Annotated in this window: 19 protein-coding genes; 5 read left to right on the top strand and 14 right to left on the bottom strand. The window is 65.0% G+C overall.

Features of this window, described 5'->3' with window-relative positions; translation table 11 throughout:
* The 5 genes from R2N01_RS03870 to R2N01_RS03850 form a co-directional block, all read right to left on the bottom strand.
* Positions 1 to 313: hypothetical protein (locus R2N01_RS03870; RefSeq protein WP_316668643.1), on the bottom strand; the 313-nt coding region annotated here is incomplete at its 3' end.
* On the bottom strand, positions 313 to 2,118 hold the full coding sequence (locus tag R2N01_RS03865) for an ABC transporter ATP-binding protein (protein WP_316668641.1): 1,806 nt from the start codon (positions 2,116 to 2,118) through the stop codon (positions 313 to 315). The genes R2N01_RS03870 and R2N01_RS03865, both read right to left, overlap by 1 nt.
* The gene (locus R2N01_RS03860; RefSeq protein WP_316668639.1) at positions 2,111 to 3,247 is read right to left on the bottom strand and encodes a glycosyltransferase family 4 protein; all 1,137 of its coding nucleotides are present in this window, start codon (positions 3,245 to 3,247) and stop codon (positions 2,111 to 2,113) included. Before R2N01_RS03860 ends, R2N01_RS03865 begins: the two co-directional genes overlap by 8 nt.
* 6 nt (positions 3,248 to 3,253) lie before the next feature.
* On the bottom strand, positions 3,254 to 5,659 hold the full coding sequence (locus R2N01_RS03855) for a glycosyltransferase (protein WP_316668637.1): 2,406 nt from the start codon (positions 5,657 to 5,659) through the stop codon (positions 3,254 to 3,256).
* Between the two features lie 436 nt (positions 5,660 to 6,095).
* Positions 6,096 to 6,509 carry a cupin domain-containing protein gene (locus R2N01_RS03850; protein ID WP_316668636.1) on the bottom strand — a complete coding sequence of 138 codons (414 nt, stop codon included), beginning with the start codon at positions 6,507 to 6,509 and terminating at the stop codon, positions 6,096 to 6,098.
* A 396-nt stretch (positions 6,510 to 6,905) separates the two neighbouring features.
* On the opposite strand from R2N01_RS03850, the gene R2N01_RS03845 reads away from it, so the two are divergent.
* Genes R2N01_RS03845 through R2N01_RS03835 form a run of 3 tightly spaced genes read left to right on the top strand, consistent with a single transcriptional unit; the run spans position 6,906 to position 11,184 of the window.
* Positions 6,906 to 7,490, top strand: coding sequence for a helix-turn-helix domain-containing protein (locus tag R2N01_RS03845; RefSeq protein ID WP_316668649.1), 585 nt, complete (start codon positions 6,906 to 6,908; stop codon positions 7,488 to 7,490).
* Positions 7,484 to 9,220, top strand: coding sequence for an ABC transporter ATP-binding protein (locus R2N01_RS03840; protein ID WP_316668635.1), 1,737 nt, complete (start codon positions 7,484 to 7,486; stop codon positions 9,218 to 9,220). Before R2N01_RS03845 ends, R2N01_RS03840 begins: the two co-directional genes overlap by 7 nt.
* Positions 9,217 to 11,184 carry an ABC transporter ATP-binding protein gene (locus R2N01_RS03835; RefSeq protein WP_316668633.1) on the top strand — a complete coding sequence of 656 codons (1,968 nt, stop codon included), beginning with the start codon at positions 9,217 to 9,219 and terminating at the stop codon, positions 11,182 to 11,184. Before R2N01_RS03840 ends, R2N01_RS03835 begins: the two co-directional genes overlap by 4 nt.
* A gap of 244 nt (positions 11,185 to 11,428) precedes the next feature.
* Here the strand turns inward: R2N01_RS03835 and R2N01_RS03830 are convergent, their stop codons facing one another.
* The 8 genes from R2N01_RS03830 to R2N01_RS03795 all read right to left on the bottom strand — a co-directional run bounded on the left by R2N01_RS03830 (position 11,429) and on the right by R2N01_RS03795 (position 18,282).
* On the bottom strand, positions 11,429 to 12,256 hold the full coding sequence (locus tag R2N01_RS03830) for an NAD(P)H-binding protein (protein WP_316668631.1): 828 nt from the start codon (positions 12,254 to 12,256) through the stop codon (positions 11,429 to 11,431).
* Positions 12,257 to 12,551: 295 nt separating this feature from the next.
* Positions 12,552 to 13,238 (bottom strand): alpha/beta hydrolase-fold protein, encoded by a 687-nt coding sequence (locus tag R2N01_RS03825; RefSeq protein WP_316668629.1) that lies wholly within the window; start codon positions 13,236 to 13,238, stop codon positions 12,552 to 12,554.
* Between the two features lie 40 nt (positions 13,239 to 13,278).
* Positions 13,279 to 14,577 (bottom strand): beta-ketoacyl-[acyl-carrier-protein] synthase family protein, encoded by a 1,299-nt coding sequence (locus R2N01_RS03820; protein WP_316668627.1) that lies wholly within the window; start codon positions 14,575 to 14,577, stop codon positions 13,279 to 13,281.
* Positions 14,577 to 15,824, bottom strand: a complete 1,248-nt coding sequence (locus tag R2N01_RS03815) for a beta-ketoacyl synthase N-terminal-like domain-containing protein (RefSeq protein ID WP_316668625.1) — start codon at positions 15,822 to 15,824, stop codon at positions 14,577 to 14,579. Before R2N01_RS03815 ends, R2N01_RS03820 begins: the two co-directional genes overlap by 1 nt.
* A 33-nt stretch (positions 15,825 to 15,857) precedes the next feature.
* Positions 15,858 to 16,658 carry an SDR family oxidoreductase gene (locus R2N01_RS03810; RefSeq protein WP_316668623.1) on the bottom strand — a complete coding sequence of 267 codons (801 nt, stop codon included), beginning with the start codon at positions 16,656 to 16,658 and terminating at the stop codon, positions 15,858 to 15,860.
* Between the two features lie 34 nt (positions 16,659 to 16,692).
* The gene (locus R2N01_RS03805; RefSeq protein ID WP_316668622.1) at positions 16,693 to 17,172 is read right to left on the bottom strand and encodes a MaoC family dehydratase; all 480 of its coding nucleotides are present in this window, start codon (positions 17,170 to 17,172) and stop codon (positions 16,693 to 16,695) included.
* Positions 17,173 to 17,205: 33 nt separating this feature from the next.
* Positions 17,206 to 17,967, bottom strand: a complete 762-nt coding sequence (locus R2N01_RS03800) for a 3-oxoacyl-ACP reductase family protein (protein ID WP_316668621.1) — start codon at positions 17,965 to 17,967, stop codon at positions 17,206 to 17,208.
* Between the two features lie 9 nt (positions 17,968 to 17,976).
* On the bottom strand, positions 17,977 to 18,282 hold the full coding sequence (locus tag R2N01_RS03795) for a phosphopantetheine-binding protein (protein WP_316668618.1): 306 nt from the start codon (positions 18,280 to 18,282) through the stop codon (positions 17,977 to 17,979).
* Positions 18,283 to 19,234: 952 nt separating this feature from the next.
* Between R2N01_RS03795 and R2N01_RS03790 the strand changes: the two genes are divergently transcribed.
* Positions 19,235 to 19,819 carry a helix-turn-helix transcriptional regulator gene (locus tag R2N01_RS03790; RefSeq protein ID WP_316668616.1) on the top strand — a complete coding sequence of 195 codons (585 nt, stop codon included), beginning with the start codon at positions 19,235 to 19,237 and terminating at the stop codon, positions 19,817 to 19,819.
* A 146-nt stretch (positions 19,820 to 19,965) separates the two neighbouring features.
* Here the strand turns inward: R2N01_RS03790 and R2N01_RS03785 are convergent, their stop codons facing one another.
* Positions 19,966 to 20,400: a MarR family transcriptional regulator gene (locus R2N01_RS03785; RefSeq protein ID WP_316668614.1), complete on the bottom strand. Its 435-nt coding sequence runs from the start codon at positions 20,398 to 20,400 to the stop codon at positions 19,966 to 19,968.
* 118 nt (positions 20,401 to 20,518) lie between these two features.
* Between R2N01_RS03785 and R2N01_RS03780 the strand changes: the two genes are divergently transcribed.
* Positions 20,519 to 21,883 carry an FUSC family protein gene (locus R2N01_RS03780; protein WP_316668648.1) on the top strand — a complete coding sequence of 455 codons (1,365 nt, stop codon included), beginning with the start codon at positions 20,519 to 20,521 and terminating at the stop codon, positions 21,881 to 21,883.
* The last annotated feature ends 43 nt before the right edge of the window (positions 21,884 to 21,926 follow it).

Here is a 21,926-nt window from a genome sequence, read left to right as displayed (position 1 = left end):
GCCCGGGGTCGGCGAGGATCTCGCCGTGCTGGATCAGCAGCCCGCCGGCCAGCCGCCGCTGGGCGGCCGCCAGGCCGTGCTCGACGGCCCAGCGCCCGGCCTTGTCCGCCTTGGAACGGCCGCCCGGCCACAGGACGCGGGCCCAGCCGGCGGCCCCGCCCGTGGCGGGTTCCTCCAGGCAGACGGCGACGGATGTCCCCGGCTTGATCCGTATGCGTCCGGCGCGCACGTCACGGCCCGTCAGTTCACTGAGCCGGCCGGCGTCGAGCACGGTCTCCACGACGCCCAGGGTCGACGGGGCCCCCACCGCCATCACCGCCCCTCGATCCTGATCCGGTCGACGTCGCGCCCGCCGGCGGTGACCCAGTCGCGGAAGGCCTGGCTGCCCGCCAGCAGGTCCTGCGGGGCCCCGTCGAGCATGATGCGCCCGTCCTGGATCCAGACGACGCGGGTGGCGCGCAGGGCGACCTCCGCGTCGTGCGTGACGGCCAGGGTGGTGCGGCCGGCCACGAGATGGCCCACCGCGTCCAGGACCAGGCCGGCCGAGGCGGGGTCCAGTCCGGTCGTGGCCTCGTCGAGGACGACCACCGGGGCGTCGCGCAGCAGCGCGCGGGCGATGGCCACGCGCTGGCGCTGGCCCCCCGACAGGGTGCCGCCCCGCTCGCCGACCGGCGTGTCGTAGCCCTCGGGCAGCTCCATGATGAAGTCGTGGGCGCAGGCGGCACGGGCGGCCTCCTCGACCTCCGCGTCGCCGGCCCCCCGGCGGCCCAGCCGGATGTTCTCCCGCACCGTGCCGGTGAACAGCACGGCCTCCTGGTGCAGCAGGGACACGTTCGCGCGCAGCTCGGCCAGGTCGAGGTCCCGCAGCCGGTGGCCGTCCAGGACGATCTCCCCGCCGGTCGGGTCCTGGGCGCGCACCAGCAGGGACACCAGCGTGGACTTGCCGGCGCCCGAGGGGCCGATGAGGGCCACGAGCTCCCCGGGGGCCACCTCCAGGCTCAGCCCGTGCAGCACCTCGGTGCCCTCGTAGCCGGCGCGCACCCGGCTGAAACGCACCATGCCGCGCGCCCGGCCGATCGGAACCGGGGACGGGGGGGTGACGATGTCGGGGGTCACCTCCATGAGGTCGGCCACCCGCTCGCCGGAGGCGGTGGCCTGGGCGATCCGGCCGGTGTACTTCGCCATGTCGCGCAGGGGTTTCATCGTCGTGCGCAGGTAGCTAGTGAAGAGCACGAGGTCGCCCAGGCTCATGGCCCCGGTGAGCGCGCGCAGCCCGCCGCTGACCATGACCACGGCGGTGGCGAGTCCGATGATGACGTCGGTGGTGCGCTCCAGGCGGGCGGACAGGCGCCGCGAGGCCACGCCCGACCGCAGGGAGGTCTGGTTCGCGGTGCCGAAACGGCCCGCGATGTGCTCCTCCAGCCCGTAGGCCTGCACCACCTCGATGGCGGCGAGGGACTCCTGGGCGGTGTTCGCCAGGTGGCCCTCCCCCCTGCGGGTCTTGCGGGCCGCCGCGGCGATCTTCTGCGAGTTGCCCGTCGAGGTGAGGACGAACAGTCCGATCGCCCCGACCACGACCAGGGACAGCAGGGGATCGAGGACGATCATGACCAGGAGCATGACCAGCAGGGTGACGACGTTGACGACGAGGGGCAGGCCCGCGGTGATCACCACGTCCTGCATCCGGGCCACGTCGCTGACGATGCGCTGGACGGTGTCGGCGCTGCGGTTGCGGGAGTGGAACTGCAAGGAGAGCCCCTGCACGTGCCGGAAGATCCGGCCCCGCAGGGAGGTGGCCGCGCGCGAGCCGACCAGGGCGAAGGCGACCGTGGCCAGGTAGTTGGTCAGGGCCCGCAGCGCAGTCAGCGCCACCTGCGCCAGCCCCCACCACAACAGCAGCCCGACGGTGGCCGGGGGGTGGGAGCCGCTGGCGCCCAGCGACGCCGAGACGGAGTCGACGACGTACTTCATCGGCCAGGGCTCGAGCACCCGGAAGACGACCTCGGCCAGCAGGGCGCAGATCCCGCCCGCCAGGAGCCTCCTGTGCGGGCCCACGTCGGGGGCCAGCAGGCGCAGGGTGCGCGCCAGCGCCCGTTTCCTGATCCGCTCGTCAGCCATGGGCCGCCTCCGCCCCGCTCAGCCGCATGATCCGCTCGACGACACCCGTCCAGGAGTGGCGCTCGACGGCCAGGGCGCGTCCGGCCCGGCCGAGCTCGGCCCGCCGCCGGGGGTCAACGGCCAGGGCGTCGAGCGCCCCGGCGAGGGCCGCGGGGTCCGAGGGCGCCACGAGTACGCCCAGCCGGCCGAGGATCCCGGGCAGCTGGCCGACCCCGGAGGCCACGACGGGCAGGCCGGCGGCGAGATACTCGTAGACCTTCAGCGGGGAGAAGTACTGGTCGTTCCCGCTGCCGGTCCTCGGGTAGGGGGCCACCCCGATGGCGGACCCGGCCAGCTGGGCGGGCATGTCCGCCGGGCGGACCGCCCCGCGGAAGTCCACCTCGAGCCCCAGCCGGGCGGCCAGCCGCTCCAGCGCCGCGCGCCGGGGGCCGTCCCCGATGATCCGCAGGCGCCAGGGGGCGCGGGCCAGGGAGGCCGCCCGGAGCAGGTCGTCGACCCCGTGCCAGGGCTTGAGGGTCCCGACGAAGGTCGCCACGGGGATCCCGGGCTCCTCGGGCCGGGGCGTGAAGCGCCGCACGCTGACGCCGTTGGGCACGGTGCTGGACCGCCCGTCCGGGGCCCGAACGGCCACCCAGCGGCGCACCGGCTCGGAGACGCACACCGTCACCGAGGCGGCCGCCGCCTGGGCGCGCAGGGCCCGGAGGGCGCCCGTCTCGTCGACCAGCGTCCGGTGGGTGCGCTGCTCGTCGATCAGCGGGGCGTTGACCTCCAGGACGCCTGGCACCCCGGCGGCGCCGTGCAGCCGGGCGAGCACTGTGGAGAACAGCGAGTAGCGCTCGTAGACCAGGTCGACGCCGCCGGGGGCCGTGCGCAGCCGGCGGACGATCTCGGCCGAGGCCTCCCGCTGGGCGCGTTCGCGCCCAGCGGGGTCGCGCACCGCCACCGGGAACTCCTCCAGAGGCAGGGCGGACAGATCGGCGGGCGCCTCGTCCCCGCGTCGCGCGGTGTAGACGCTCACCTCGTGCCCGCGCAGCCGCAGCTCGCGCACCACCTCCTGGACGTGAACCGAGGCGCCCTTCGTGCCGAACACGGGGACTCCGGGGTCGACGCTGACGTAGGCGATGCGCATCAGCGATCACGTCCCCTCCCGCACCCGGGCGGGACCCGACTCCCAGGCCGACAGGATCGCGGCCTGCCCGCGGCTGTCGAAGTCCCTCTCGACGAGCCTCCGGGCGTTGCGGGCCAGTGCGACCAGGTCGACGCCGCCGGAGGCTATCCGTTTCAGCGCCGCCGCCAGGGCGTCGACGTCCCCGGGCTCGAGCAGGATCCCGGTGCCGCCGTCCCTGACGACCTCGGGCAGGCCCGAGACGGCGGTGGCGATGACGGGGGTGCCGCTGGCCATGGACTCCAGCACCACCGTGGGCAGGCCGTCGATGTTGCCGTCCGGGGCCTGCACGCAGGGCGCCGCGAAGACGTGCGCCCGGCCGAGCAGCCGTCTGACCTCCTCCTGGGTGCACGGCCCCAGCAGCCGTACGCGGCCGGCGAGCCCCCGCCGTCTGATCCGATCGGCCAGTTCCCCGGCCAGCTCGCCGTCGCCCGCGATGGACGCGGTGACGCCGACCCCGGACGCGTCGACCTCGGCGATCGCGTCGATGAGGTCCGCGAAGCCCTTCTTGGGCACCAGGCGCCCCAGGGCGGCCACCCGCAGCGGGGCGGAGACCTCCGGCGGCTCGCGGTAGGGGAAGCGGGCCAGTTCCAGGGCGTTGTACTGCAGGCTGACCCGGGCGCCGGTGCCGGACAGGACCTCCCGCAGGTAGTCCTCGTTGAAGCTGCTGATGGCCACGACGCGGTCGGCCTGGCCGCAGATGCGGCGCAGCCAGGCGAGGTCGACGGACTCGTGGAAGATGTCCTTGGCGTGGGTGGTGATCGTGTAGGGCACGCCGGTCAGGCGCGAGGCCAGCCAGGCCATGCGGCCCGCCAGGGAGGCGAAGTGGGCGTGCAGGTGGGTGATGCCGTCGTCGAGCACGGCCTGCGCGAGCGCCACGCCCTGGGCCACCTCGTCGCCCGGGAGGTCGACGAGATCGGGCAGCAGGCGGACGAGGTTCTCCCGCAGCCGGGGGCTGGTGATGGCCCCGCCCAGCTGCTCCCACATGTCGGCGCCCCTGAGGTGGCGGGGAATCCAGCTCACCCGGGCCCTGACCCTGGCGATCTCCGGGTGGAAGCGCGCGTCCGTCGTCGGGCGCAGCGCGTAGATGCGCAACTCGTCGCCCAGGGCCTCGCGGGCGAGCATCTCCGTGACGATGAAGGTCTCGGAGAAACGGGGGTAGACCTTGAGGACATAGCCGATCCGCGGTTCGGGCGGCACCCGGTCAGCGCCCCGGGCCTCGTTGACGAGCTCGACGGCGTAGCGGGCCGCGACGTCCAGGCCGTCCAGGGCCAGGCCGGAGCGGTCCATGCGGCGGCCGATGGCCCCGGACGCCCAGGCGCCGAGGGCCGCCGGGTCCAGCTGCGAGGCGCGCATGACGTCGAGGGCGCCGGCCCCGGCCAGCGCGCGCGCCCGGATGAGTTGTTCGAGCCTGGGCTCCTCGCGGGGCACGACGAGCGCGGGCGTGCCGGTGGCCAGGATCTCGCAGGCCGTGTTGTAGCCGCCCATGGCGATGACGGCGGCGGCCTCGGCGATCTGGTTGCTCAGTCCCGGCCACGAGCGGCGGACACGGGTGCGGGGGCCGGTGCGGGCCTCGACGGCGGCGAAGTCGGCGTCGCCGAGCTGCGGGCCGGTGACGATGACGTGCTCGTGGCCCGCGGGGACGTCCATCCCGGCGGCGGCCAGCAGCAGGCCCCGGCCGTCGGAGCCGCCCCCGGCCGTGGTGAGCACGAAGGGCCTGCGGACCGGTTCGGCGGCGGGATCGCTGTCCCGGCGCCCGAGGGCCAGGTAGCCGGTGAACCGGACCCTGTCGGCGAGGCCGGCGGGCACCTCGCCGGTGGCGATCGGGTCGTGGACGGCCCGGTCGCCGTAGACCCACACCTCGTCGACCAGGGCGCGCAGTTGCGCCAGGTCGCCGAGTTCGCGCCACTCGGCAGCCGCCGCGACCGGCTCGTCCAGGACCTCGCGCAGGCCGAGCACCACCCGGGTGCCGGGGTTGCGGGCGCGCAGCCGGTGCAACGGGCGGCGCAGTTCCCGCCACACCCCGTAGATGTGGCGGTCGATGATGACCAGATCGGGGGCGTAGGACAGCATGGCCGACTCGATCAGGACCGAGCGCAGGTCGATGAGCCGGTGTGTGGGACCGGCCAGATTGCGGGGCTCGTAGCCGTCGCGGCCCTTCGCCACCCCCGGGATGGTCAGCCAGTCGAAGCCCTCCGGGAGGGGGAAGCCGTCCACCGCCGTCAGGCCCGAGACGAGGAGCCCCGAGACCGGGCACCCGGTCGCCTCCGGGATGGCCTCGGCCAAGCGGTGGGCGAGCACCAGGTTGCGGCGCACATGACCCAGGCCTTGCGAGTCGTGGCTGTACAGGAGTATTCGGACAGTCGTCTCTTCCACGCGGTCTGCTCCGGATTCTCGGGGGCACGGAGGCGGCACGGGCCGGGGCGCCGGGACAGCCCGTATTGATGTCCGCACTCGCGCGGACGGCTGTCTTGTGCTATCTCGGTTTCGCCACCCGCCGGGGCGATACCCGCCCGCGGGTGTTGGGAAATGAGTGTAGCAAAGGGGGATGTCGGATCAAGGGATCCGATCCACGGCGCCCTCGCCAGCGGGCCCGGGCACCACCGGCCGATCGCGCGGGCCGGTACGCGCCCGGGTATGAAAACGCGGGTCACCGGTGCTCGCCCACACCGGTGACCCGCGTTCCCTGGAAGCGAATCGCCAAGGTTAGGCTAACCCATTTCGCCCCGACGTGGAAGGCCCGTGCCGATTTTCCGGAAGCCGCTTCGCGACGAGGCGTTCCGCGCCGGCCCCGGTGACCGTACGGGCGCGTTCACAGATTCATCGCAGAGACGTCCACGAGCACCAGCACCATGCGGCAGTCGGTCTCGGCCCTGAGGGAGTGCAGGACGCCGGGGGCCATGTAGACGGAGTCGCCGGCACGCAGCGGATTGGGGGCGCCGTCGAGGGAGAAGGTCATCTCGCCCTCGAGGAGCTGGACGACCGCGCCCTTGGGGACGGCGTGCTCGCTGAGCATCTGCCCGGCGCCGAAGGTGAACTGGGTGACCTGGAGCAGGTCGTTCTTCACCAGGATGCGCGAGGTGGTGCTCTCGGGGACGACGGGCAGTTCGCCGACCACCCCCGTGTTGACGACATTCTCGGTGTACGCGGTCAGTTCATCCTTCCGGGGGGAGCCCGCCCGGCACCACGCCGGTGGGCGTCCGACGGGGCCGGTGGCACCCGTCATCAAACAACCGGGGCAACCCTAATCGAATGTTCTCCACGGGAGAAGCCCGAACCGATGGCACGGGGCGTCCCGACCCGGCCCACCGGGCCTCGCCCCTCCCCCGCGACCGCCGCAGAGCAGGCCGCGCGAGCAGGCCCGCGTGACAGGCGCGACGAGGCGGCGCGCAGCGCCCGGCCGCGGTGCCCCGCCTTCTGCACCCGGAGCCCCCGACCGGGACGCCGGAGCAGCCGCGGCCCGGCACCGGCGAGCCGAGCGCACGGCGCCCGCCCCGGATCCTCACGACGGCCACGGGCGCCTGATCGAACCGGCAAGGACGAACACCCGGCCGCACGATCCCCCGCTTGAACAAGTGAGTGCTCACTCATAATCTCGGTGCCTGTGAGCAGAGCGGTGCCAATGCCTCCCGAGGAGCGGCGCAGGGCGATCATCGCCGCAGCGCGTCCGCTCCTGGTCGCCAACGGGGGCAGGTTCACGACCCGACAGGTGGCCGAGGCGGCCGGTATCGCCGAGGGCACCATCTTCCGGGTCTTCCCCACCAAACAGGCGCTCTTCGACGCGGTGATCGCCGACGTGCTCGACCCGACCGACACGGTCGAGGCGCTCCGGCGGATGCCCGGGCACCACAGCCTCGAGGAGCGCATCACGGCCATCCTGGCCCTGCTGTACTCCGACATGGACACCATCGAGGAGGTGTTCATGGCCGTCCACGCCATGCCCTCCGACGATCTGACGCCCCGCAAACCCCCGATGAAGAACTACGACGGTCGTCCGACTCGATCCGACGACCTCCGCAAGGCCATGGCCGAGGCCCTCGCCCCCTGGAGGAACGAGCTGTCCGTCCCGCTGCAGCAGGCCGCCGCCTGGCTCCGCTCCGCGGCGATGGCGACCTCGCACCCCTTCCTGAGCCAGGGCGCGGACTTCCCGCCGGAACTCGCCTCTCATCTCCTCACCCACGGACTGAAGAAGGACTCCGCATGCTGATGAAACTCATCGGGCGCTTCGGCGGCCGCTACAGGGGCCAGTTCGCATTCGTCGTGCTGCTGCAGGCGATCGCCTCCGTGGCCCTGCTGATGCTGCCCAATCTGAATGCCCGCATCATCGACACCGGCGTCGCCAACGGCGACACCACCTACGTCTGGCACACCGGGGCCAGGATGCTCGCCGTCGGCGGCACCCAGGCGCTGGCCCAGATCCTGGCGGCCGTCTTCGGCGCCCGTCTGGCCATGGGCATCGGGCGCGATGTCCGCGCCGGCCTGTTCGACACGGTGCTGAACTACTCGAGCCAGGAGGTCAACCACTTCGGCGCCCCCTCGCTCATCACCCGCACGACGAACGACGTGCAGCAGGTCCAGCAGCTCATCCTGCTCACCTGCGTCATGATCCTCGGCGCCCCGATCACCATGATCGGCGCCATCATCATGGCGCTGCGCGAGGACCTCGGGCTGTCCTGGATCGTCGCCGTGGCCGTCGTCGTGCTGGTCGTGCTCGTCGCGCTCATCGTCAGCCGCATGACCCCGGCCTTCAGGAGGAACCAGACGAGCATCGACCGCATCAATCAGGTCGTACGCGAGCAGCTGAGCGGCATCCGCGTCATCCGCGCCTTCGTACGCGAGCGCCGCGAGCGCAAGCGCTTCGACATCGCCAACCAGTCACTGATGCTGCTGGGCTTCCGGATCGGCGCCTTCTTCTCGATGCTGATCCCGGTCGTCATGCTCATCATGAACTCCTCCACCGCGGCCGTGTGGTGGTTCGGCGGCCTGCGCGTCGACGGCGGGCACATCCAGGTCGGTCAGATCACGGCCTTCATGACCTACATGTTCCAGATGCTCATGAGCGTGATGATGGCCGCGATGATGATGATCCAGCTGCCCCGCGCGCAGGTCTGCGCCGGACGCATCATGGAGGTCCTGCGCACCCGCTCGACCGTCACCCCGGCCAGCAGGCCCGTCAGGAAGCTCGCCAGGACCGGCTCGATGGAGATGGTCGACGTCGGGTTCAGCTACCCCGGCGCCGAGGAGCCCGTGCTCCACGACATCAGCATCGCGCTGCGCCCGGGCACCACCACCGCCGTCATCGGCTCGACCGGTTCGGGCAAGACGACGCTGGCGAACCTCGTCCCCCGCCTGTACGACGTGACCAGCGGCTCGATCAAGCTCGACGGCGTCGACATCCGCCGGCTCGACATGGACCTCATGTGGAGCCGCATCGGCCTGGTGCCGCAGAAGCCGTACCTGTTCAGCGGCACGATCGCCTCGAACCTGCGCTACGGCAACCCCGAGGCCACCGAGGACGAGATATGGGCCGCTCTGACCGTCGCGCAGGCGGCCGACTTCGTCGGGCGGATGGACGGCCGGCTGGACGCCCCGGTCGCCCAGGGCGGCACGAACGTCTCCGGCGGCCAGCGCCAGCGCCTGTCGATCGCCCGGGCCCTCATCAAGAAGCCCGAGATCTACGTCTTCGACGACGCCTTCAGCGCCCTCGACGTCGCCACCGACGCCCGCCTGCGTGCCGCCCTGGCCGCCGAGACGCGGGAGGCGGCGGTGCTCATCGTCGCCCAGCGCGTCTCGACGATCCGCGACGCCGACCAGATCATCGTGCTCGACTCCGGACGCATCGTCGGACGCGGCACCCATGAGGAACTGCTTTCCAGCTGCGAGACCTACCAGGAGATCGTGGCCTCGCAGATGAGCGCCGAGGAGGCCACGGCATGACCCAGACAACCACGACCAGGGCCAACGAGCGCCCCGACTACGCCAAGAACGTCCAGTCCGACGGCGGGCCGGGTACCGGCAGGGTGCAGGAGAAGGCCGTCAACTTCGGCCCCTCGCTGCGCCGCCTCATCGGTGAGCTCGCCCCGCACAGGTTCAAGATCGCCGTCGTCATCGCCATGGGCATCGCGGGCGTCGCCTTCAACGTCTACTCCCCCAGACTGCTCGGGCGGGCGACGAACGTGGTCTACGAGGGCTTCATCGGCAAGATGCTGCCGGCCGGGCTGACCAAGGAGCAGGCGGTAGCCGCCCTGGAGGCGGCCGGCCGGTCCGACCAGGCGCGGATGATCGCCGGCCTGAACGTGGTCCCCGGCCAGGGCATCGACTTCACGCGCCTGGGCCGCATCCTGCTGATGTGCATGGCGCTGTACGTGCTGGCCTCGGTACTGCAGTTCCTGCAGGGGTACATCCTCAACCGGGTCGTCCAGCGCTCGGTGTACTCGATGCGCGACCAGGTCAGCGGCAAGCTCGACCGGCTGCCGCTGAGCTACTTCGACTCGCAGCCGCGCGGCGAGCTGCTCAGCCGCATCACCAACGACATCGACAACATCCAGCAGACCCTGCAGCAGACGCTCACGCAGATGCTCAATGCCGTGCTGCAGCTGACCGGCGTCCTCATCATGATGCTGACGGTCAGCCCCCGTCTGGCGATCATCGCCATCTGCGCGATCCCCGTCTCCTTCATCGCCTCGGTGTCGATCGGACGGGCCGCGCAGAAGCGCTTCGTGGGCATGTGGACGGCGACCGGCGTCCTCAACGGCCAGGTCGAGGAGGCTTTCACCGGTCACTCGCTGGTCAAGGTCTTCGGCCGCCGCCGCGAGGTCGAGGCCGAGTTCGCCGTGACGAACGAGAGGCTCTACAGGCAGAGCTTCGGCGCTCAGGCGATCAGCGCCATCCTCATGCCGGTCAACTTCTTCGTCGGGAACCTGACCTACGTGGCGGTTGCCGTCGTCGGCGGCCTGCGCGTGGCCAGCGGCCAGATGCCGCTGGGCGATGTGACCTCGTTCATCCAGTACTCGCGCATGTTCACCCAACCGATCACCCAGGTCGCCTCGATGGCCAATCTGCTGCAGTCGGGCGTGGCCAGCGCCGAGCGCGTCTTCGAGGTCCTCGACGCCGCCGAGCAGGCCCCCGATCGGAACGACTCCCTGGAGCTGCCGGTCAGGGGCCACGTCGAGTTCGATCACGTCAGGTTCTCCTACTCCCCCGACAAGCCGCTCATCGAGGATCTGTCGCTCGACGTGCGACCGGACCAGCAGATCGCCATCGTCGGCCCCACCGGGGCAGGCAAGACGACCATGGTCAACCTGCTGGAGCGCTTCTACGACGTGGACGGCGGTCGCATCCTCATCGACGGCGTCGACATCAACGACGTCCCGCGCGCCCAGCTGCGCGACCAGCTGGGCATGGTCCTCCAGGACACCTGGCTGTTCGGCGGCTCGGTCCGCGACAACATCGCCTACGGCAAACCGGGGGCGACGGACGAGGAGGTGAGGGCCGCCGCCAGACAGGCCTTCGTCGACCGCTTCGTCCAGACCCTGCCGAACGGTTACGACACGGTCATCAACGACGAGGGGACGAACGTCTCGGCCGGTGAGAAGCAGCTGCTGACGATCGCGCGCGCGTTCATCTCCGAGCCCGCGATCCTGATCCTGGACGAGGCGACCAGCTCGGTCGACACCCGGACCGAGGCCCTCATCCAGCGGGCGATGGCACGGCTCCGCGTGGGGCGGACCAGCTTCGTCATCGCGCACCGGCTCTCGACGATCCGCGACGCCGACGTCATCCTCGTGATGGAGCACGGCGACATCGTCGAGCAGGGCAGCCACGACGAACTGATCGCGGCCAGGGGCGCCTACTGGCGTCTCTACCGGGCCCAGTTCGCTGGTGGCCGGGAGATCGTCTAGGCCAGGACGACCTCCGCAACCGCTTGGGGCAGAAGGCGGATCGCAGTAAAGGAGGACCCCGGTACCGAGCACCCTCCGGTACCGGGGTCCTCCCCATGCCCTGCTACCGATTCCTCCCCGCCCGCCACCGCGGGCATCCCCCTCTCCCGGCCCCGCCCCCGCGGAGACCGCGGGTGCATGCGCGGTGCCCGCAGGTCCAGCAAGGACCCCGCCGGGGCCTGCCCCGGGTTGCCCGGGGCCCGGATCAGCGGGCGAGCAGCTGCTCCAACGACAACGGTTCGCGGCCGGTCAGGGCCCGCACGTCATCGGTGACCAGAGCCACCTCGCCGGCGGCGATGGCCGTGTAGGTGCTGACCCAGGCGTCCAGCTGCCAGTCCGGGACGCCGTGTCGGGCCCGGCTGGCGTAGGCCTCCTCGACGGTCTCGTCGCGGTACGTCGTCGGCACGCCGGTCAGCCGGGTGACGGTCTCGGCGACCTGCGCCAGGCCGATCGCCCGCGGGCCGGTGAGGTTGTAGGTGGCACCGGCGTGCCGGGCGGGGCCGGCCAGAACGGCGGCCGCGCTGGCGGCCACGTCGGCCTGGGCGACCGCCCCGACGACGCCGTCGCCGGCCGGGCCCGCGATGACCCCGTCGACGGCCATCTGCGGCAGGAAATCGAGGTAGAAGGAGTCGCGCAGGAGGGTGAAGGCCATGCCGGAGGCGCGAATGGCCTGCTCGGTGGCCCAGTGGGTGCGCGACAGGGTGAACGTGGCATCGGGGCCGGCGCCCAGGAACGAGGTGTAGACCACGTGCGGCACGCCGGCGGCAGCAGCCGAGGCGATGAGCGCCTCGTGCTGGCCGAGGCGGTCTTCGCTCTCGGCGGCCGAGACCATGAGCAGCACGTCGGCTCCGACCAGCGCCTGTTCGTTGGCGGGGTCGGCGTACCCGGAGGTGACGTGCACCTGCCAGGGACCCTCGGGCGCGCGCGACGCGTCGCTGACGATGAGGGCGAGCTCGTCGGGGCCGTCCTCGAGCAGCCGAGCGACCATGCCGCCGATGCGACCGGTCGCTCCCGTGATTGCAATGCGTGCCACAGATGTCCCCCTCGGTGCTGATGGTTCCGATTCGCCTGGTTCCCGAGGATACGGCGTTCAGCGGGTCGGCGCCCGCGGTCGTGTCCAGATCACTGAGGGCACCAGCCGGCTCTCAGCGGTGGAGTGCTCGGTCATGAGATCGTTGGACCCCAAGGGCACCAGCCAGACCCGCTGGGGGCGGGCATGCGCCGGGGGCCCGCCCCCAACACGTTCGCCACCCTTCTTCGCCGACCGCATACCCGCGGCCGGCGACCATCAGCAGAAACCACCACTCGCGCCATCAACCAAACAGGCCCTACCTCGAAGAAGAGAACGAAGAAATCAAGAAATCTCGAATGTCACTCTCCGCCCCGCCGAAGGGAACATGACCTCCAAGATAATGATGCGTCACGACATCAAACCCCAAGCCCCGCAGTTCGAGAACAAGAGAATACGACCAGCGGGCTGGAATCACCCAGTCCCGTAGACCATAACCGATCCAGATGCGAGGCAATTCATGTTCAATGGGGTATCGGCCTCGGCCCATGGCACACCGAGAGAGCAGTGAAATATCAATCACCCTATAAGGTGAATAGAGAAGCGCGGCATGAAACTTATCAGGATGACTCATCAACTCAGCCAGCGCCAAAGCCGCGCCTTGTGAAAAACCGGCGATCACAAGTCTCGGGGTGCTGTCATGGTCAGCAAGTGAATCAACGTACTCATCCACCCTGTTGACGGCTTCCCAGAATTCAGTTCGATTCGACATCTCCAAGTGCGCAAATTCTTGGTCGAACCAGGCGTCGACAATTTCTCCAGTAATCTGGGAAGCGTGCTTCATGGGAGCCTTTAATGCTATGGACTCGACACCGATCTCAGCCAATCCAGAAGCCGCTGCAACATCAAGCATTGTCATTGGCTCTTCACCCATTCCATGGAGCCAGACCACTACTGCCTGAATGTCATTGAAATCTTGTGGTGCAAGCGTAGAGGCAGAAAGCAAGGGATCTCACCAGACAGGACAACACATCTAATGAAAACCATCAGGCGAACTGACGTCTGACAGGCGGTTCAGTAAACAGCATCGAAGCGTACTGTCCACCAAAACCAAACGAATTTTTTAGCACAGTTCGAACAGGAATGTGTGCGGCACTCGTCTGAACAGCCAAATCACATTTAGGATCCGGTTCGAGGCACGTGGGAACAGGGGGCACCACTCCAGCGCAGATGCTCAGGGCCGAAGCGATGCTTTCAACGATCCCTGAAGCCGCAGAGCCATGCCCTGTCATCGATTTAATAGCCGCGATGGGAAGAGATGAGGCACGGTTGCCAAAAATCTTATGAATAGCTCTCGCCTCGGTCAGATCATTCAATTTTGTTGACGTGCCATGTGAATTGATTTCGTCGACGGCATCAGGAGTCACTCCGGCTGACTGGAGAGCATCTGTCATAACGTGTTCAATGCATTCAGCCTCTGGGGCGGTCACATGTTCAGTTCCGATAGAAATCCCCCACCCTGAGACTTGAGCATAGCTTCGTTCTACTCCACGATTACGTGCGTGTTCATCCGATTCAATGATCACAGCAGCAGAAGATTCATTGATGACCATGCCAGAACGTCTCCTGTCGAAAGGCATCGAAGCCTGCTCGACTGGCCCTTTCCATCGCGACAAAGCCATCAACTGGGCATATTGCGAAACAACATACGGGGTGTTCCGCGAAACAGCAGCACAGACAATCGCAACATCGACTTGATCAAGCATGATCATCCTTGCAGCCTCGGCGATAGCACGCAGACCCCCAGCGCACGTCGCCTCGATCCGTTTTGCATTAACTGGCGATGACAGCATACGGGAAACATTGGCCGGGAAGGATGAAAGATCCATGACCTCAGACGGAGGTGTGTCCTGCCTGATGTCATCAATTATGTCGTCGTGATTGTCATGAATCCTGTCAAACCGGCTTGCGAGACGCTGCAAATGACGGGAGTAATCACGCGGATCCGAACCGCTGGGGCCAGGCCACACACGGACCCAGATCATTCCAATACGTGAGTCCGGAGCCGCCTCAATCGCAGCATCATCAAGAGCCTGCTTGACGGAATCATACAGAAGCGTGTCGCTCCACGACCTTCCAACAGATCCAGATCTCTGCAGCACCCTCTCATGATCATCAGATGTCAGCAGCCCAGAGACCCAACCGCACGGGAGATTCTCCACATCCATCCGGTCATCAACTCGGAGTCCCGATCTACCCGACAGACAGGCTCCCCAAAATTCTGTGACAGAAATGCCAATCGGCGTAACCATCCCAGCACCAGTAATCAATACACCACTCACCATTACTCATCTCCATCACGAATAACAACAGCACCGGCCGATGGGCAATCCCATCCATGAGACAAACTCGTAATCAGCGCCGTACCAAGAGGAGCATCAACCCGACGCGGTTCTTCAACAACGACATCAATACCACCGAGATAGGGATCGACCTGTGAGGTCAGCCCGACTGGAGGTATTAAGTTTTCTCCAATGTTCTCAGCGGCAAGAACGACATCCACCAGTGCTGAACATTCGAGCGCATCTCCAATAGTTCCCTTACTAGCCGTTGCCGGCGCTCTCACGACAGCGGAAACGGTCTCCGCCTCAATAGCATCAAGCTGCCGGGTTCCTGCTCCGTTCGCCCACCAGACATCAGTATCATCAACATCATCCTTCAAATCGTGCAAGGCGGCCTTGAGAGATTCCTGAACCGATGGTGCCACAGCTGTTGCGGCATTCACGACCTGAATCGATCTTTTCGCCATCGTATGCCGCCACAAATCCTTACGTTCAACAATAATTGCCACAGCTGCTTCACCAAGAAGAGACCCGCAACGATTCATGTCGGAAGGGCCCCTGCCGTCAACAGCACGTGGGGCAAATGGCTCCACCCGGGAAAAGGCATCGGCCAGAGTCACCGAGGGGAGAATCGAAACGCCAACTACCATCACGCGGTCGAGTTCTCCCGAAATAATTGAATCAAGAGCAAGAGACAGTCCTGCTAACCCGCCGCAGCTGCCCTCCCCATAAGCCGCCACATTAGATCCGCGAAAGTTCGAGGCATCAGAAACAAATTGTCCGATCTGAGAAGGTATGCCCTTGATGTATGAATAGTCTGGAATCTCATCGTAGAGAAATTCTGATAAGGACCTACTGCTCATCCTGCTCTCAGATGCAAGACGAGGCAACAACGCGCCGAGCTCATCATTTGAACTCGTCCCAGAGGTCATGATGATCCCGCTTCGCCGCGGATCGATTCCAGCAGAATCCGGCGCTGCGATCCTTGAATCCTTGATCGCTTCCTGCGCAACCGTCACTGCAAGATGTGATTGCCGGTTGGCATATTTCTCACGGTTCATCCATGCAGGGCCACTGGGCCAGGATATTGTCTCAGGAGCAACACGCGCAGCAGCTTCCTCCCTATCGCTCGTGCCCTGATTCAGATCGAACCCATTCTTCCCTTGTTTCATTGTATTGAGAACTGCTTGCGCTCCTTTCCCCAACGACGTTATCAGTCCGACTCCAGCTATCATGATCGGATAAGTCATCTTCGATTTCATTCTCTTGCGTCAAACACTTCATCAACGACCGCGCGAACGCCTCGGTAACATTCCCCACAGACGATACCCGCCATCCACAGTAATTGTCTGACCAGCGATCCAACTCGCCTCGGGCAGACACAGGATAGCCACGGCATCCGCACTGCTCTCAGCCGTTGTGATTCGGCCATTGAGCCATGGAGTCACGTTTCGTTCGTGGTCGACACCGTATGCGAAATCAGGACGAACCTTCATGACTCCAGTCTGAACCAATCCGGGCCTGACACAATTCGCAACAATTCCATAAGGGGCTAATTCAAACGAAAGATATTTCGTCAGTGCCTCCACTCCCGCCTTTGCCGCCGCAAACAACCCGGCTCTTTCGATGATTCGTGTGGTGGTCGAATTAGTGATAGTGATGAAACGAGCCCCTTCTTGCCCCCTCATGAGGCCCAATGCATGGCTTGAGAGCAACCAAGTCGCCCTCGAATTCGTATCCTGGACAAACTGCCACTGCTCCAGACTGGCGTCCTTGAGTTCCACGAATTTGGTCGCTGCAGCATTGTGGACTAAAATATTGATACGGCCATACAGATCGCCTACCTCTTGAATCAAATTCTTCACATCATCCGGATCAGAAAGATCGGCTTGATGCAGGCTCGATTCAACACCATCCCGTTTCAGATCAGCCAAGATTCCCTTGGCCTCACGCGAGTGATCGACATACCCTATGGCGACAGTAGCCCCCCAGCTGGCAAGTTTCCTTGTAATCGCAGCTCCAATTCCTCTTGATCCGCCTGTAATTAGAGCGACCCGGCCATCAAGTGGCCTCCACGTCTCCATGCGTCATATCCTTCATCTTGAATTCAGTAATTGTTCAGATATTATTTTCTCTGCGTCGGACCAAGGCATTCATGCGCCCGATAGCATAAGTCTGATCATCTTCATCGGTCACTCGGCGCAGACTGGAAATGAGCCCCACCGAACTATTGACAACCGAGGATTCCTCAGTCTCTGTCGTAAAATAGAAAGGGACATCGGGAAGGAGAGGACGAACAAAATCCCAATGCATTGACCGCAGTCCAACGATTGCCGCCGCTGAGCCGTGTTCAACTATCCATCCGGACGTGACTGCATGGATGTAGCCACCAGGTACGATTCTGGATACTGGGATACCGCCGGAAGCCTTCGTTGCACCCGTGTGAATTGGGTGTTTCTCTCCCAGCATGTCCAACAGCTTGTCCAACAGTTCAGTCGTAAAAACAAGCGGACCGTAACGATGCACACGTGAATCGCGCATGTCTTCCCAGTAAGCGATTTCTGTTGACGCATCCCCCATATTATTGAATTTCTCCACACTTGCCTCCTGCGTCATCGATGACAAGCCCGCTCACTGGGAGCGCGGACGCATGACGAGTCGACCGCCATCGACAGTAATGACCTGTCCCTGAACGTAGTCCGCCTCGGGTGATGCGAGAAATGAAACCACAGCAGCAACATCTTCGGGCGTTCCCCATCGAGAATCATCCGTACCCGCGCCAAGCTTGTCCACCAAGTCACGCGTCATATCAGTCATGATTCTGCCTGGTGCCACTGCATTCGCTCTGATCCCTTTTCTCCCGACTTCCATGGCCACAACCCGCGTGAATGCTTCCACTGCACCTTTTGAAGCCGCATAAGCCGCTTGGCCAGGGCCAGGAATTCTAGCTGAATTCGATGAGATATTGATTATCTTTCCGTGGCCCCGATCGAGCATATACGGCAACACAGCACGGGTCATCAAGAAAGTTCCAGTAATATTTACTTCAAGAACTCTCCCCCACCCAGCGAGACTGGTTGCCATGATCAGACGGTCATCGATGATCGCAGCATTATTGACAAGTAGATCAATTTTGCCACTGGTGCCAACGATCTCTTCGACCACCTCATTCACTTCATTTTCATCTGAGACATCAACCTGATACGTTGTTGCTTTCCGCCCTTTTGAAGTCATTTGCTCGGCAACCTGCCGCGCGGCCTTGGCATTACGTTCGTACATGATGTTCACATCCATACCAAGCCCAGACAATCGTTCACTCACAGCCGCCCCGATGCCACGCGAACCGCCTGTAACGATTGCAACACCATCTTTACTACTCTCATGGCCGGCCATCGGCAGCCCTCAATCATTCTGATTCGTCTGAACCAGCAGATCCACCATGGACTGCACTGATCCATGATGCTCGGGCAAACCCCTTGTCCATTCATCCAGGTCAAAAGACTTCCCAAACTTGCGACGAACACGTCGTGACAGTTGAAGCAGATCCAATGAGTCCAAACCCAATCTGTCCGGAATCGAATCAGTCGAATGGATCTCCACCGTACGAAGCGATGGCTTCACCTCTTGAATCAGTTGGACCAAGGTCTCCTCGGTATCAGGCGCTGGCGTCATTCCTTCCCCTTTCTCGTATAGCGCGTTGCGCTCCACCTGTGGCATAACACGATCTAATCGTTGCCTAACCACTGACCGAAAGAATCCCTCGCTTCACCATGTGATGCAATGGGTGGTGTTACTGGCCTTCCGGACAGTTGTGAAAGCTGGCATCAGCTCACTCGGGGCCTGGGGCAGCGGAACTCACGCGTGATCCCCGCGCACGAGGTTGTTTCAAGAGCCTTGGACAAATTGAATCAAAACTGTTCATCCTCCTGCCCCCTGGCAGAGCACCGAGTGATCACGCCCAATCCCCTCAGCAGCAGCATGAATCGTCTCGGTGCGTTCAGGAGTTCCGGTTCTCGGGCCGGGACCGTGCCGGGCAGTACGAACAGGCAGTGGGGATAGGCGGGTTGTCCGGGCCGGATCGAGGGGGCAGGGGAGGCAATCATCGGACCCGTCCGGGCCGCGGGGGAATCGACCGATGGTGGGTGGTAGCCGGTCGGGGCCTCGGCCCCGGAGACGCTGCACCGATGGTTCCAGGGGCGAGGCGGGTCAGGGCCAACGGCCGGACCGATCCAGCGCCGCCGCACCCACTCGTCCTCATCAGTCTCGTCGGCGACGCCGTTCCCGACGAACCGGAGAAGACCCACCGCACGGGCCCCGCCCAAACCCACCACCGAGCCGAACCCACCAACCGCCCTGTCCTCGAGCACGACGGCTCAAGGTCTGAACCTTCGGCGCGCCATGTCAGCCGAACGGGTCAGCGGCGTCTCCGAGACGGTCCGTACTGACCGGTTCCGCCCGGCCCGCGCACCACTCGTCGGATGAGCTCCTCTGGGCACGGGGACCCGCCCTCTGGACAAATAGTAAGTGTTCACGTACTATCATCTCCCGTAAGAAACCCGAAGAGAACCCGACGCCATATTATTGATTCGTTCACCTACTCGTGCGGATGAACTCTCCAAGTCATCACTTGGCCCCGGAGTACCATGATTGAGGACTGAAAATGGGTAGAAAGAAGTCTCCACTAGACCAAAATGCACGTTGCCATGACTTAGCAAGATGGCTCAGACGACAGCGGGAAAAATCAAATCTCACCTACCGCCAGATGGAAATGAAAACCAGAAGTTATTCAGCTGCAACCTATTCTCGCGCTGATTCTGGTCATTACATGCCTTCGTATTCAGTTGTCGCAGCATATGTAGACGCCTGTGGCGCGAACAAGGAACGCGCCAAGCAGCTGTGGCTCGCAGCCTTGACTTCTTCTCCACGGAAAACCGGTCTTCAGATCCCCACCATTGACACTTGCCTCTACACCGGCCAATTGATACAGCTGATGATCAGTTTACGGCTTGCGTCCGGACAGCCTTCACTGCGCAAACTCGAAAGAAATGCCAACGCGGCAGGAAAAGTGCTTCCCAAAAGTACTCTCGCCGACGTCTTAATGGGAAGAAGAGCGCCTTCAAGAAAGATCCTGATAGCCTTCGTCTCGGCATGCGGGATGCCCGAAGAAGAAATAACGCCTTGGGTGGAGGCCCTCAAGCGAACTCAACGGAGCAAGCGGATCCAAGATGAACTGGATCGGAGATGATTTTATGACCAACAGCAGGCGGAGATGATCCCACCACCGTGACGACACAAGTCCTCAGGCCGATCCCAAGCGTGAACCGGGCGAAAACACCGTCCCCGCAATGATCCCAGCAGCGCGCGTGGTGCCTCCTGCTCCCGCTCCAGGATTCAGAGGGAAGTTCCTAGATGATCGACGATCCGAGCAGCGCAATAAAGCGTGTCAAGTTCATGCGTGTCGAGCCCTGCAAGTATGCCGCACAACCACTCATCTCGTAATCGCATGTCAGCCTCGAGTGCTTCGCGTCCGGCGGGAGTGATGTTCAATATGCTTCGCCTGCCATCCTCGGGGTCGCTGGATCGCTTGATGAGTGCGGCACCTTCAAGTTCAGCGAGAGGCCGTGTCAACGACTGCAAGTGCTGCCGCTCTTCAAGAGCGATCCGGGACGGAGTCCCATTCTCTTCACGCGCCAGATTACTCAGTATCGTTATTTTATTGTTGCTCAGCGCCGACAGGCCCCGCTCTACTCGAAGTCGACGCGCAAGACGCAACACCGCTGATCTGAGCAAAGGGGCAACTTCCTCTACCGTCACTCCGTCTGTCACACAAGAAGACTATCACACAACAATCATATTTTCATCCCATTTCAAACAACCTACCGGTTTAGGAAGTCACATGTTGGTAAGGCTGGCAAAGAATATCCTCCGCAGCGGCGTGGAAACGATGACAGTGGTACTGCCGACGTTCTGGTCGATGCTGCAACTGGGGACATGGTGGAGTCCTCCCATCGACTCGATCGTCTTCGCCGTGATGCTGGGGGTCGCCCTGCCCCGTGCTCTGAGGACCGTCGACCGGCCCGAGCTTCTCGCCGCACTCGGGATGTTCACGGCATCCAGCGGTGCAGCGATTGGATGTGGAATGCTGCTGACCCCCGACACGGCCCTGAGGGCGTTGGGCGCCGTCGCCTTCTCGGCAGGCGTCGCCATACTGGTGTGGCAACGTCGCTTCGCCCCGACCCTGCGACGACCCGGAGTGATAGCCTCGACGCCGTTCATCGCCGTACTGGTGTCCCCGAAGAGCATCGACCGTACGTGGGGACTCATGGGATGGATGCTCGTCGCCGCGGGGGTGGCCATGACGTGGGCGTTGGCCACACGAGCGCTCAGGGGTCTTCCACCACCCTCACCGAGCCGGGAATCCTCGCGCCGGCCGAGGAGCGGCCCGAGAACGAGCACGCGGATGGCGATCCAATTGGGCTGTGCGACCGCGGCCTCATTCGCAGCCGCGCAGCTCATGGACCCTGATCACTTGGTGTGGCCGGTTCTCACCGCACTGATCGTCCACAGCGCGAACCAAGGACGTGGCGATGTGCTCTGGAAGGGGACCCAGCGCGTGGTCGGCGCACTCGCCGGAACCGGGATCGCAACCGTCCTGTCCACTTGGTCCAGCACCGGCGAGGCCACCACTCTGGTCGCTCTCTTCGGCATTCTCGCGGTGGCAGCGGCTGCGCGCTCCTGTGGTTACGTCTACTGGGCGGCGGGCATCACCGCTGCGCTCACCTTCCTGTACGGGTACTTCGGTGAATCCGCGACCGACATGCTGGGACACCGTCTCCTCGGCGTCCTGGTCGGAGGAGCGATCGGCATCGCCAGTGCATGGTTCATCCTCCCCGTCCGCACGTTCGACGTGACGCGGCTGCGCATCGGCGCCCTTCTGGTGCTCTGCCGCGATGTCATCACCGCGATCGCCCGAGGCGAGGCGATCGGGAAGTTCGAGCAGTCTCTGACAACAGCCGATCAGCGTCTGAACAGACTTCACGGCACGGTGAGCGCCGCGCGGTGTCTCGGTTCCGGAACTGCTCGGGAACTGCGGGGAGTCATGACCGATGCGCACGCCCTGGCCTCTCGGCTGGTGGAGAAGACCGTCGCCGGCGGGCCGGTGGAGCGGGAGGAGCTGAGCAGGCTGACCCGGGACCTCGCCGTCACGAGTCAGGCGTTCGCGGGCGCGGCGGGGCATCCGTCTCCGAACCATCGAACCGCTGGGCCCGCCCACGGCCAGGAGGATCGGCGAGAACCCTCGCTCCGGTGACACGGCCCCCGGGATCCTCCCGGCGACCGGCCCTCCTGCCCTC

This window comes from uncultured Propionibacterium sp., assembly GCF_963539965.1.
Taxonomy (GTDB): domain Bacteria; phylum Actinomycetota; class Actinomycetes; order Propionibacteriales; family Propionibacteriaceae; genus Propionibacterium.
The sequence above is the reverse complement of the archived record's forward strand: the minus strand, read 5'-3'. Positions and strand labels throughout refer to the sequence as shown.

Coding starts and splice junctions, on each gene's coding strand:
- R2N01_RS03845 (WP_316668649.1), top strand. CDS start 6,906: ATGCCTCCCGAGGAGCGGCGCAGGGCGATCATCGCCGCAGCGCGTCCG.
- R2N01_RS03820 (WP_316668627.1), bottom strand. CDS start 14,577: ATGGTGAGTGGTGTATTGATTACTGGTGCTGGGATGGTTACGCCGATT.
- R2N01_RS03860 (WP_316668639.1), bottom strand. CDS start 3,247: ATGCGCATCGCCTACGTCAGCGTCGACCCCGGAGTCCCCGTGTTCGGC.
- R2N01_RS03865 (WP_316668641.1), bottom strand. CDS start 2,118: ATGGCTGACGAGCGGATCAGGAAACGGGCGCTGGCGCGCACCCTGCGC.
- R2N01_RS03800 (WP_316668621.1), bottom strand. CDS start 17,967: ATGGCCGGCCATGAGAGTAGTAAAGATGGTGTTGCAATCGTTACAGGC.
- R2N01_RS03835 (WP_316668633.1), top strand. CDS start 9,217: ATGACCCAGACAACCACGACCAGGGCCAACGAGCGCCCCGACTACGCC.
- R2N01_RS03790 (WP_316668616.1), top strand. CDS start 19,235: ATGGGTAGAAAGAAGTCTCCACTAGACCAAAATGCACGTTGCCATGAC.
- R2N01_RS03810 (WP_316668623.1), bottom strand. CDS start 16,658: ATGGAGACGTGGAGGCCACTTGATGGCCGGGTCGCTCTAATTACAGGC.
- R2N01_RS03815 (WP_316668625.1), bottom strand. CDS start 15,824: ATGACTTATCCGATCATGATAGCTGGAGTCGGACTGATAACGTCGTTG.
- R2N01_RS03840 (WP_316668635.1), top strand. CDS start 7,484: ATGCTGATGAAACTCATCGGGCGCTTCGGCGGCCGCTACAGGGGCCAG.
- R2N01_RS03850 (WP_316668636.1), bottom strand. CDS start 6,509: ATGACGGGTGCCACCGGCCCCGTCGGACGCCCACCGGCGTGGTGCCGG.
- R2N01_RS03780 (WP_316668648.1), top strand. CDS start 20,519: ATGACAGTGGTACTGCCGACGTTCTGGTCGATGCTGCAACTGGGGACA.